The 12,451-nt window shown below is 46.1% G+C and carries 11 protein-coding genes; 5 read left to right on the forward strand and 6 right to left on the reverse strand.

Annotation, left to right across the window (positions count from 1 at the left end; translation table 11 throughout):
• On the reverse strand, positions 1-343 hold a 343-nt coding region (locus V7723_RS04775), incomplete at its 3' end, for a hypothetical protein (RefSeq protein WP_335683294.1).
• A gap of 363 nt (positions 344-706) precedes the next feature.
• Entirely contained in the window at positions 707-1,759 is a 1,053-nt protein-coding gene (locus V7723_RS04780) for a hypothetical protein (RefSeq protein WP_335683295.1), read from the reverse strand.
• Positions 1,760-2,431: 672 nt separating this feature from the next.
• On the opposite strand from V7723_RS04780, the gene V7723_RS04785 reads away from it, so the two are divergent.
• The 5 genes from V7723_RS04785 (at position 2,432) to V7723_RS04805 (ending at position 6,099) form a co-directional block, all read left to right on the forward strand.
• Positions 2,432-2,857 (forward strand): Fur family transcriptional regulator, encoded by a 426-nt coding sequence (locus V7723_RS04785; protein ID WP_335683296.1) that lies wholly within the window; start codon positions 2,432-2,434, stop codon positions 2,855-2,857.
• Between the two features lie 101 nt (positions 2,858-2,958).
• Positions 2,959-3,555: a DUF2796 domain-containing protein gene (locus V7723_RS04790; protein WP_335683297.1), complete on the forward strand. Its 597-nt coding sequence runs from the start codon at positions 2,959-2,961 to the stop codon at positions 3,553-3,555.
• Positions 3,556-3,564: 9 nt separating this feature from the next.
• Entirely contained in the window at positions 3,565-4,302 is a 738-nt protein-coding gene (locus V7723_RS04795) for an ABC transporter ATP-binding protein (RefSeq protein WP_335683298.1), read from the forward strand.
• Positions 4,299-5,558, forward strand: a complete 1,260-nt coding sequence (locus V7723_RS04800; RefSeq protein ID WP_335683299.1) for an ABC transporter permease — start codon at positions 4,299-4,301, stop codon at positions 5,556-5,558. The genes V7723_RS04795 and V7723_RS04800 overlap by 4 nt, the downstream gene beginning before the upstream one ends.
• A 13-nt stretch (positions 5,559-5,571) precedes the next feature.
• A complete protein-coding gene (locus V7723_RS04805; protein WP_335683300.1) occupies positions 5,572-6,099 on the forward strand; it encodes a DUF3299 domain-containing protein in 528 nt (175 codons plus the stop codon).
• 288 nt (positions 6,100-6,387) lie between these two features.
• Here V7723_RS04805 and V7723_RS04810 read toward each other — a convergent pair whose 3' ends face one another.
• Genes V7723_RS04810 through V7723_RS04825 form a run of 4 tightly spaced genes read right to left on the reverse strand, consistent with a single transcriptional unit; the run spans position 6,388 to position 12,376 of the window.
• Positions 6,388-8,355: a hypothetical protein gene (locus V7723_RS04810; protein ID WP_335683301.1), complete on the reverse strand. Its 1,968-nt coding sequence runs from the start codon at positions 8,353-8,355 to the stop codon at positions 6,388-6,390.
• A gap of 10 nt (positions 8,356-8,365) precedes the next feature.
• On the reverse strand, positions 8,366-9,883 hold the full coding sequence (locus V7723_RS04815; protein ID WP_335683302.1) for an MBOAT family O-acyltransferase: 1,518 nt from the start codon (positions 9,881-9,883) through the stop codon (positions 8,366-8,368).
• Positions 9,883-11,094, reverse strand: a complete 1,212-nt coding sequence (locus V7723_RS04820) for a tetratricopeptide repeat protein (protein WP_335683303.1) — start codon at positions 11,092-11,094, stop codon at positions 9,883-9,885. Before V7723_RS04820 ends, V7723_RS04815 begins: the two co-directional genes overlap by 1 nt.
• Positions 11,087-12,376, reverse strand: coding sequence for a hypothetical protein (locus V7723_RS04825; protein WP_335683304.1), 1,290 nt, complete (start codon positions 12,374-12,376; stop codon positions 11,087-11,089). The genes V7723_RS04820 and V7723_RS04825 overlap by 8 nt, the downstream gene beginning before the upstream one ends.
• Positions 12,377-12,451: the final 75 nt, after the last annotated feature.

A 12,451-nucleotide genomic window follows, 5' to 3' on the forward strand; every position in this document is an offset into this window, starting at 1 on the left:
CTCCGTGAAACGCCGCTGCCTCCGGTCCCGAAGGGTCACCATCGAAACGGCCAAGTTGTTGTGCAACATCGAAAAAACCCGGCGCCGGTAGTCCGCTCCGCGCTCGGCTGATCACGAACGCGGCAATAAAGGGGCGCTTGTTCGCCGCATCCTCTTTCATTAAGTGCTCAAGCGCTTCCGTGATCTGATGAATCGTATTCGGCGGCGCGACCTCCAGGGCGTCGGCGAGCGCCTTATAGGTAGTCGGTTCCGCCCGCCCGGCGATTCGTTGAAGATACGTCCGGACACGCTGGACTAACGCGGGGTTTGTCGTCAGCGAACCATCTACCGGCAAGACCGTCATGGTTCATCCCTCGCCTGAGTTCGCCGTGGCGGAGGCCTTTGGCTTCTCCTTCTTTGGTTTTTTAGCTTCCTTATTACTTTTGGCCATTGTCTTTCCTTTTACAAAAATAGCCCGATCTCCACCGTACCCGACTCTATTCACAAAACCCACTACTTCCGCTTTGGGTCAATTGCAGACAACAGGCAAAAACAATCGGGACGTCCCCTCTACCTTTCCAAGCCGACATAATTTGGATCTCCGGTTCCGCGGAAATGACGCCCGTCTACAACGTCACTTAATCCATCGATCTAATTTCAAGGAATGCTGTCTGAAATTTTTTGCTTAGAAATCACTGCGCTTAAGTTAAGTTAATGTAACAGTGCTCTAAAATTCAAACCCGTAATAGGCATATAAGCCAAGTGTTTCTCTTCGAACGCTTTCTTCTTCTGCAACTCCCCAACCCGCCATTATTTCAATCCCAATATCAAACGCATAACCAACAGAAAAGGCGGCGATGTAATCGTCATTGTCCACACCGCTAATTTCTGTGTCACGGCGTTGGTAAGTAGCGGACCCAAACCATTGGTCATAATTCAGGCCGAGCCCGATAGTCGCATATTTTGCGGTATTCCCATCAATGGCATCAGCATTATCGAAATAAGCAATCTCTGCCAGTGGCAGCAGAAGGAAATTTTCACTTATCGGCAATTCATACTGAACGCCAACAACATATCCAAGCTGGGTTTTATCGCCATCAATTCCATTATTCAGCGCCGAGAATCCTGCGTGATAGCTGAAACCTTCAACGGCATTGAACTGACCATCCAGGGCAAGTGCAAAGTTAGACAAATCCTCTGTATTGGTAGCCCCTCCGTCCGATTGCAACAAAGGCCCACGGCTTGTACCAAAGGAATCGCTTAAAAAACTAGTATCCAAGCTAAAGATACTAGCGGAGACGGTATGCTCACCCGCCGCATCAAAATTAACACTTCCGCCAAATCCAAGCATCTCCGCAAGTTCATAGTCTTCATTGATATCAGTTCCGAAAAGGCCAGGAGTTGCATACCAGGCAATACCAAAATTTGGTGTAAACTTACCGCCGTAAACAGAAAACTGATCCGTTTCGTAATTGGCTGTCAATACACCCACATAATATCCCTGATCTTCAAATGCCCGATTCTCTTCTGCAGCCTCCACCGGTTCTGCTGTTCCTTCAAAATTGAAAGAAAATTCCTTAGTGAATTCCAGTGTGGCACCTAGCGTGATCGTAGGATATAGGTCGTTGAGTTCTTGACTTTCATCTTCGGATTTATACACCCAGTCATCCTCCAATTCTATATCCAGAAACCCGGAGAATTTGGGGTATGACATCTCGTCAGCCAAGGCAGTAGTCCCGATCATCAAAAAAGGAACACAGAGCAAAGGAATTTTCTTCATCAATCTGTCTTTCGAATGTTATTTTACAACGACGTGTAGAATTCGGCTTCTAAGCGCCTCCGACAGTCTGGCTTAATCCAGTGTTGCATTTTGGAGGCTCCTCCAATTTTGAATTGTAATGTTATAACATAACATTTAACGATAGCAATGTTATAACATTACATTTTTAAGAAACTACCATTAATGAATTTGCCGCTAAGAACTATTTCTGGCGTTGTCACGTTAAATTTGTGGTGAGGAAATCACTGGTTTCTTAATCTCGGTCGATGAATAATTGTTTTTTAGCGGCGTCGTTTCTCTCCTCACATCAATCAACATAAAATTTGACTTTATGCCCGGTTTACGCAGAGCTATCGGGACGTTTTCTCTATTTTCCCAAGCCGACATCATGTGAACTTCCGGTTCCACGGAAATGGCTCCTTATTATAAAGTCGGCTTTCTGGTGATTTTCGTGACCCTGTTATGGAGAGCGCCCGTGCAGGAGGGGTTATGAGGTGGCGGTTAGCTATTGCGCCTTACCTCTAATAGCCGACGTTCATTCCCTAAATATGAGGATGTGCTTGTTTCTGCTTTGTGCCAAAAAGGGACGTTGAAAATACATTTCTTTCTTGCCATCCCCAAAGCGTACTATATAACATACGCTAATATGAAATTTAGTGTGAGGATTGTTGGATGTCCAGTCGAAACCGCCGTATCCGGCCACTCTCTGCAAATCACCTACTCGTCCATGAGGCACTCGAAAAGGCTGGGGGGCCGGTTTCTGCATATGATCTTTTGGGAGAACTCAGAGGCAAAGGCGTGACGGCACCGCCAACGGTGTATCGGGCACTCAAACGGTTGACGAAAGACGGACGAGTGCACAGGATTGAATCCCTTAACGCCTATGTCGTGTGTGCGGTAGATCATGCCCACCACAATAATGCCGGCTTTGCAATTTGCGATGATTGTGGTTCGGTGACCGAGTTTCCTAGCGAGGAGATCCAGGCACCAGTCGAAGAATGGGCGAAAGAAACAGCCTTTCAGCTTGCTGCCGTGTCACTTGAACTTCATGGTCGGTGTGACTCATGCGTTTTCGCTCATGCCGAGAGGCTGAGCTGACTGTGCAGTGCGTTATCCAAACACTCCTTTGAAAGAGCACTACAACGAGACATCTCCCCTATCTCATAGAAATCAAAGCCGGATTTAAAAAGGAATTCTTTATGCAAAAACGCATTATGGCCAGTATCTTAATTGGACTTTTCACTGGTACCGGAGCTACAAGCCATGCGGCTGAGACAATGCCCAGGCAAATGGATGCGCACGAGCACGGTCATGGTGAACTTATGATGGTGCATGAAGGCAACAACGTCATGATCGAACTGAAATTACCCGGCGTCGATGTCGTAGGCTTTGAACATACCCCTGAAACGGAAGAACAAAAAAATGCTGTTTCAGAGGCCATTGCCAAACTGAGGAATGCACCAGAGATATTCACCCTGAAGGAAAAGGCCCAATGTCGGTTTGTAAAAGTGCAGGCATCGTCACCCTTGGCCAGGGATGACGGCGATCATGACCATGATGGCAAACACGATGAAAAGCATGATGATGCGTCTCATGAACAACATGAAGACGAGGGGCATGCTGAATTCAGGGCAGAATATCACATCCATTGTGAAGCGCCCGAGCATTTCAGGAGCCTCGATGTTGGACTTTTTCGCGCCTTTCCATCGCTTGAGGAAATCGACTATCAAATATTGGTGCCCGAAGGCCAGTACAGTGGTGAGCTGGAGGCGGACAAGACGCTTCTCCGCTTTTGAACGGAGTCAATGATGGAACCCAATGGCAAAACCGAAAATAGCCCCCCCATCGTTGCGCTGAAGGAAATGAGATTTCAGTGGCAAGGCTCGACAACTGAGACACTAAACATCGAAAGCCTCTCAGTTGCCATGGGAGAACGTGTATTTGTCAAGGGCAACTCTGGTAGCGGCAAAACCACGTTGCTGAATATTATTGCGGGTGTCATCGTGCCAACTAAAGGCGACGTTAAAGTGCTTGGCGAGCAACTAAATTTATTGCCGTCCTGGAAACGTGATGCCTTCCGTTCCCAGCATGTCGGCATCATTTTTCAGATATTTAATCTCATACCGTATTTGTCCCTAATCGACAATGTGACACTGCCCTGCAGTTTCTCAGCAGAAAGAAAAACCAAAGCCATCGAAAGATCAGGGTCACTGGAAAATGAGGCCCGTCGCCTGCTGGAACATCTGGATCTGGATTTAGAAAATCTAGCTGGCAAGCCTGTCAGTCGTCTCAGTGTTGGACAGCAGCAACGTGTGGCCGTTGCCCGTGCGCTCATGGGCGGACCGGAGTTAGTAATTGCGGATGAACCAACGTCGGCGTTGGATGCCGACACGCGCGAGGCATTTCTGGAATTGTTGTTTCAGGAAGTTGAAGACAATGAGGCGACATTGATTTTCGTCAGTCATGATGCCAGCCTTGAGCGGTATTTCGATCGAGGTCTTCATCTTAACGATATCAATCAGGCGACAGGAGAGTTGGTGTGATCATCCTCCGACTGGTGCTGAAAAGTTTGTGGAATCGGCGGGGCGTTGCCGCCCTGACTGTGTTCGCCATTACCATCAGCGTAACCTTGTTCCTAAGTGTAGATAAAATCAGGACTGGCGCACGGGATGGCTTTGCCAACACAATTTCCGGGACAGATGTGATCGTGGGTGCGCGCACCGGTCCGGTCCAATTGCTTCTATATGCTGTCTTTCGCATTGGCAATGCGACCAACAACATATCCTGGGAAAGCTATTTAGATATAGAGAAACGCCGCGAAACCGATTGGGTAGTGCCGCTCTCGCTAGGTGACTCCCACAAAGGGTTTCGGGTTTTAGGAACAACTCAGGCATATTTCGAGAAATTTCGTTATGCTCGCAAACGGTCATTATCCTTTCAGGACGGGCGGCCTTTCAGCCATGTTCTTGATGTTGTACTCGGAGCAGAGGTAGCACAGGAACTGGGCTATGATGTGGGCGACAAGATTGTCATTTCCCATGGATTAGACAAAGCGGGCTTCACAAAACATGACAATCTACCGTTTTCCATCGTCGGCGTACTGGCTGCGACGGGAACACCGGTAGATCAAACGGTACATATCAGCCTGCAGAGTATCGAAGCAATCCATATCGGTTGGGGAAGCGGAAACGGCACCCGTAACAAAGCGATTGGCCCGCAAGATATTGAGAATATGGAATTGCAACCCAAGGCGGTCACAGCCGTCCTCGTCGGTCTTAAATCAAAAATGCAAGTATTTCGATTTCAACGGGCCATCAACGAATATTCAGGTGAACCTCTTATGGCGATCCTGCCGGGCGTGGCACTTCAAGAACTTTGGTCGTTAATGGGCACCGCAGAGAAAGCGCTGGTGATTATCAGTACGTTTGTCGTAATTGCAGGCCTATTGGGTATGTTAACCATGATTTTGTCCGGACTGAACGAACGACGCCGGGAAATGGCGATTTTACGCTCTGTCGGGGCCATGCCGGTGCATATTATGGCTCTATTCGTTACTGAAGCCCTGTTATTGTCCGTAGTTGGTGCTTGTCTGGGCGTAGTGCTGACTTTTGTCGGTTTGGGCCTTGCTCAACCCTTCATTGAAGCCCAATACGGGCTTTACCTGACAATTTCGCCTCCGGGCATGCGTGAAGGGATTGTTGTGTTGGGTGTTGCTGCGGCAGGTGCTATAGTCGGCCTATGGCCGGCATGGAGCGCCTATCGACTGTCCGTTGCCGATGGCCTTGTTGTTCGCCTATAGGAGGGCCGTTGAATTGAATAAGGTAATTTTGGCATTTTTTGTTGTAGCTCTGGCGTTTCCTATTGTTGCCTTTTCAACAGAGCCTGAGCGGAAAATCAGTTGGGATGACCTTTATCTCCCGCCTCCGCAGGATGTCACAATGCAAATGAAAGTCCTTAGAGACGGAGATCTGGCTGACACGCTTTCCAATGAAGAATTGCAAAGCAGATGGGAAGCGCTCGAAGAGCAGGCCTACCCAGTTGTTGAAGAAATGGACGGACAGATTGTTCGCATACCTGGATTTATCGTTCCTGTTGATTTTGAGGACAACGTAGTTCGTGAATTCCTTCTGGTTCCTTATTTCGGCGCCTGCATACACACACCGCCACCGCCGCCCAATCAGGTCATTTTCGTCAAGGCTGGAATAGATTTTGAAATGACGGAACTGTATGATCCTGTGTGGGTGACAGGCGAGATCAGAGTATTGAACAAGAGTACCGAGCTGGCCGAGACCGGTTATACTCTCACTGCGAATAGTATCTTTCCATATGTTGAGGACTGATGTCGCAAGATGTCTGCTTTGGGTCAAGAACAGCTGTTTTCGATAGTCTGAAAACACTTCTGCTTTGTCGCCGCATAACGGACATTGAAAATATATTTTCAGATTTCTCAGAAATAACTTCCGCTATCCACACTGTAATGGACACAAACTCGTCGGCAGTGTAGTGGCGGCGTGTCTTATGTTTGATTGTACGAATCGTATATTCTGAATCCGGTCCACGGGTTCCTGAATTTTGTCTCATGAACGCTGGAGAAAAACACTTATTGTTGGAAAATGATTGTAGTTTAATCATTCTCTAACCGGTTGGACGACCTTAAGTTTTACTAGGGGGTTACTCGCCAAAAACTGGCGGGCGTTTTCATATTTCCAGCTTTCTTTTTCTAAACAATTGTTATTGGAACACTGAGCCAGTGAAAGTTCTAAACGGAAGGCTTCGAGAGGATCAAATAGCAGCGCATATGCCAAATGCTGATCGCTCGAAATACTGCCTGGTAGTTTTTTAGCATAAAATTCCTCAAAATTTTGGTCTCTGAAAATATGCCAGCCAGCGCCGGGGAGCCATCTTGGACTAACCGGGCCTTTGCCGTCCAAATCCCTTGCCAGAAATGGTTTTTGCTGCTGCAAGTCGATTAGAGTTTGTTGCGCGGCAATTCTTTGATTGTAAGTAAATTGGTACTTAGCATCCGCCAAACCAAGCAGACTTATCCCAGCGTGATTAATATCTTCATACCGTTCCTTAGACATGATTTTCGGTTTTTGTTTCGGACGTGATTTGGATATCTTATCTTTCTTCGTCCATCCGGCGTAATAGGGTTTAGGCCAGTAGCGCCAAAAAGCATTTGGCTTTGCTTTGTCCACTATTTCCCAGCTATCGACAAACGCTTTTGCTAGTCTATTGGCTCTCGTCACTAGTGCTTCATTGTCAGATACCTCGCCAACATGTCGCAAAACCGGCACCCACATCATGTGCCAGTTCCATGGAGCCCACATTCCATCAAAGCGAAAATTTGCGCCATACGGTATGTGATAAAATCCAGTCTCGTCATCATACCATTGTTCGTAGGCTCTCACGAGTTGTTGGGCATTGTGATCTATTCGACCCTTTAAGCGAACCGAACATTTCATTGCTAGTGACCGACAACTCGCAATTAAACTGGCCGAAATCATCGCTTGATTGATCATAAAGGAAATGGGTGTTTTGCCATCTGCGGAATAGATCCGGGAAGCCCATGCAGACGATGGATTATAATCGCCAACAATATTCAATTGCCCATTTGATTGATCCAGTGTGTTTGTCATCGCCCGCGTCGCAAGCGCTGAAAAAACCGAATGTTGTGTTTTCCGATAAAGCTCTGCAAGTGTTCTGGTCCGATATGACTGACTCCAACTTTGTTTTCCGCTTTCGTCAGAGCCAACAGACATGGGTTCACCTAAGTTTCTGAGAAGACTACCGGATACTGCATGAAAGAATTGCCTCCCATTATTGTTTCCTGAAACACTCAAAACAGGCACCGTACCATTTTGGTATTTTGCCCAAGAATAGGCAAGGAATTCATCTTTTTCAGTTGCGCGAATATCCGTTATTCTGCCTGTTTCAAAATCCAAAAATTTAACATCACTTCCTCGATCGGAATCGCAGTACGCTGCTAAAGCAATACCTGTATTGACAACTTTACTACTCAGAACGGAACATGCGGCCAATTCTCCAATACGAATTCCTTTGGTTGAAATCTTTCCATTCTGATCACGGGGGAACCGCCAAAATTGTGTGAATTGCGTTTTGTCCACATAAACAGAAATGAAAACGTTTTCTTTTCGATAACCGAGGATATTAACCAAAGACAGTCGAGGCCATTTCAAAATAGGGCGCCCATTCTGATACAGCTCGACAACTGCTTTTGGGCCCTTAGTCGTCCGGATGTAAACAGTAGATCCCGATTTATCGAAACGAAAACTGTTTATTCGAGATACGTCAGAAATATCGTAACCATCAACAATTATTTTGCGATTATAAGTTACTGTCGCCCGAAAGGCACCAGCTTCCCAATAGGATTCCAAAATGTTATCGCCACTGCGCGAAACCGAAACCAAATTTTCACGACGAATACCTTTTCGTTCGGACAACCCACTAGCGGTATCAATGGAAAATCCAGTCCCTTGCTGCAAAATATGCCAGTTTAAGGCCGTATCCAAATCCGCGGCATAAAGCGGCGAGGCAACAAACGTCATAAGCAATGCCAATGTAAAATTTTTCACGGTTCTCACCTTAAAAATTGAAATAAATAAATTCAGTCAACTCATCCAAGCGATAAATCTGGATGATGCTTGCCAATCCGATAATAAAAAGCGCCGCCGACCACCCTGGCGACGGACGCCATGCCAGAGATCGCCACCAAGACATCGATTGCCAAGCCCGACCTTTTATCAAGGCCCTAATCTCAAGGGCGGGACGATACTTCCGAACAATTTCAACTGAGTTGGGATAAACAAATACAATAACAGCGAGAAAAAATGCCTGGGCCCAGAAAAATCCACCATCCTGCAAGATATCTACCCAAATTTTTGCACTATGGTATTCGGAGACACCGAACATTCCGCCTAAAATTTTAGTGGCGCCGGAAATACTCTCTGCGCGGAAAAAGACCCACGCAATGATTACCGCCGTCAAGGTAAACATCCGTGCGCCCATACTGTAAACGAAGGGGGATAGATACGTTTCGCCGAGGGCAGGTAGGTCTAAACCTCTCCAGGCATGATTGATAATCAGATACGTACCGTGCAACGCCCCCCATATAACGAAATTCCAACTAGCGCCGTGCCATAAGCCACCAAGGATCATGGTCGCTGTGAGGTTGATGTATCTACGGGGAACGCCTTTTCTGTTACCCCCCATCGGAAAATAGAGATAATCGCGCAAAAAGGTAGATAAGGTGATATGCCAGCGCCGCCAGAAATCAATTATGCTCAAGGATTTGTATGGCGAATTGAAATTCAACGGTAACCGAATTCCAAACATCCGAGCAATACCGAGCGCCATATCGCAGTATCCAGAAAAATCAAAGTAGATTTGGAAGGTATACGCAATTGCACCCATCCAAGCGGCTTCCATAGGCACTGCTTGACCAGCGTCCGCAAGGTTGAAGACACTGTTTGCCATTGGTGCAACGCCATCGGCCAGCACAATTTTCTTAAATAACCCAATAACAAAAAGTGTTGTACCGACGGAAAAGTTCAAAAGCGATTGATGCCGAAATATCGACAATTTAAATTGCGGTATCGTATGCTTTTGCAGAACAATTGGTCCGGCAATCAATTGGGGAAAGAAAACGACAAAAAGACAATATCTGGCGAAGTCACATTTCACCACGTTTCCTGCATATGTATCGTAAAGAAAAGAAATCTGCTGAAAAGTGAAAAATGAAATAGCTAACGGCAACACGACATGCAGTAAGGGTGTCTGCGTTTCCGTAATCAAATTGAAATTACCAATCAAAAAATCGGCATATTTGAAGTAACCTAGCGTTGCCAGATTTCCAATCGTGCCAATAATAAGAGCTACCTTACTTTGCTTTTTCAAGATTATTTTGTGTAATCCAAAATTGATACCGACTGACGACAGCAACAGGATCAAATGTAAAGGTGACCACCACCCATAGAAACCCAGAGATGAAATAATAAGCCACCAAATTATTCCTTTCTCCCAGTTTAGATGACGTAAAAGGAAAAATACGGCCAAGACAGGCGGCATAAATAGATAAATAAACTCCAGTGAACTAAAAACCATTACCTGTACTCCCCTTCCTTAACCACAAAATCTGACGACTTCGTATTTGACGCCATTGATGCTTCCAGTTCCTTGAGGAAACTTTGCGAACCGGAATGACCTAAGCGACTCCCCAATCCAGCAAGGCGCAGGGCCGCCTCTCGATCTTTCTCTACGAGGTCGCCTGTCTCATACAGCCGCGCAAGTTCTTCCATAGATCCGCCGTGACCAGCCGCAACACCGCGATCAAACCAATGGACCGCACCTTGTTTTGGTAATCCGTATTTTTGTTCAAGATGGAATCTGCCGAGGCTTGTCATGGCTCCGCTATGGCCATTTTCTGCTGCTTTTCGGAGCCAAAAGATTGCATCTTGAGGCTGTTGCTCGGCGGTTGGATTTGAGAGCAACAACCTTGCAAGATCATGCATTCCACCGTTGCTCCCAAGGTAAGCGGCACGGCGGAGCCATTTTTCGGCCATATCCAAATCTTGTTCAACCAGAGCACCTTTTCGATACAACCGCCCGAGCTGTTTTGCCGCTGATGGAGAACCCGCTGTAGCTTTCCTATCCAATTGTATCAACGCTTGAGAAGTAAGATCTTGCGCTCGCTCAGGGTCCACTCTCAAACCATATTTTCCATCCTTCAGCAAACGAGCGAATTTTAGATGCGCTTGCTCATTTCCAGTTGTTATGGCTCGTTCGTAGTAATAGACCGCCTCTTTAAAGTCCTGATCGACGCCGAGGCCTTTTTCATAATGAATCGCCAACTGTAATGCCGCTCTACTAAATCGCCAATCCATTGCCTTCTTGAACCATTCAACGGCAATTGTGTTGCAATCCTTACCTTGCGACCGTTGAAAGAGACGACCGAGTTCATAAGCGGATTCACCTCTAAACGAAAACCCATACTGTACAGCCAGCAGCAGAAAATGCCTCGCCTTGTCTAGATTGGGATCGATTCCCCATCCCTTGCTGTAGGCCTTCGCGGCATAGAACATTGCTTCGGGATACCCTTGAAGCGCATAATTCTCGTAGACTATAAATGCCTCTGATAGAGCACCTTGTTTTTGTAGTGCACGAGCCTGGCCTAAAGCTTCAATAACGACAGGGTCCTGGCGTGCGTTCTTCGCTGGAACCTCCGCCATTCCAACAATGTTGTATAGAAATACAGCCAAAAGAACCGGCGGGATGACAGACAATCCAGCGAGAATTTTTTTGTTTTGACTACTCATCGATCGCCCTCCAGATCCGGCAGGACTTACCCTCTAAGACCTCCATAAAATCGTCAGAGAAGCGCGTTAATACATCTTTCTTCCGAAGAGGGCAGGAAATTTCCTTCCGGCGTTTTAAAGCGAGATTCAAGACTCTTTCTGAAGGTTCTGAAAGTTGCGCAAGTTCACCAACAATTTGTTTAGAAATCTTGTAATTGAAATGATAAGCGTCGGTAAAATTCGCCAAATTGCGGGTTAGTTTATTATCGAAATCAAAATCAACTACAGTGCCGAGTGAAACTAGCCTCTTACGAAGGTTATGCCGTTCTGCACCGAGACCAAATTCAGCAATACGCTGCTGCATCTCGACAATTGTCGGCGGAATAACAAAGATTAGATCAACATTATTCTGTCGACACCAGATAGAAATTTCTGAAAGTTGTGACCAAAATAAATCTGCGGCTTCAAAAGATTGCCAATCCGATGCAGCATTCTTTCGCACTTGGCGTTCGAATTTGCCGGTCAAATTTCTTCTACTTACTGACGCATGCCAAAATTTCCCCCATTTACCCAATTGGGTTAGAAAATGCGATTTACTTATCGGCGTGTACACAGGATAAGGCGTCGCTTGGATTTCTTGCGGAAGAATACAGTTGGCGCAGCGCTCGGGAAGAAGCAGCTGTTCCAGCCTCCCCTTTTCAGAAAATGGAGGTTCAGCAGCCTGTGCTGTCGATACCAAACTTAAATCTAACTTGGTCGAAACTTTGAATCTGTCTTCAAATGAATTAGCGAGAAGTTTTACGCTGATGCGAGAGGTGAACCAATTAGAGTAATATTTCAAAGAGCTACTTGTCAGCCGAATAGCTTCAGGAACTCTGTTCATCCCGCCTTTGTGGTCAAGATCGAAACTTCTAAGTTGAATACCGACAACCAAAGTCCGCAGATTCTTATTCGTCTTTACATATTGAAACGTATCATAAACTTCATGGAGGGTCGCACCGCCATAGGCGAAATTATAGGCACCGTCTACTCCCAACTCCTGCCAATATTTGTCGCGCAGCGCCCGTGCCCGACTATCGCCCAAAATCACCAAATTTGATTTTTCACTAGGATAGTGAACCATTTTCCACAAGGGATAATGAGATTTCTCACTAATTTTTTCTTTTTCTAAGTCGATTTTGACAATGTTGCCAACCTCATATGGATCAACAATGATATTCAGAAAAAGAGGCCCTAATCCGAAAACAAACATAAGAACAGAAATCACAAAATAGAAACGTGGTGTTTTTTTGAATTCGATCATTTGGATACTCCTTTCTTACTTCAAATGTAAAAGAGCAAGTATCAGGCCATACTAGACAAATAATTTTCTATTTAG

Origin of the sequence: Sneathiella sp. (assembly GCF_036960985.1) — a bacterium.
Classification (GTDB): domain Bacteria; phylum Pseudomonadota; class Alphaproteobacteria; order Sneathiellales; family Sneathiellaceae; genus Sneathiella.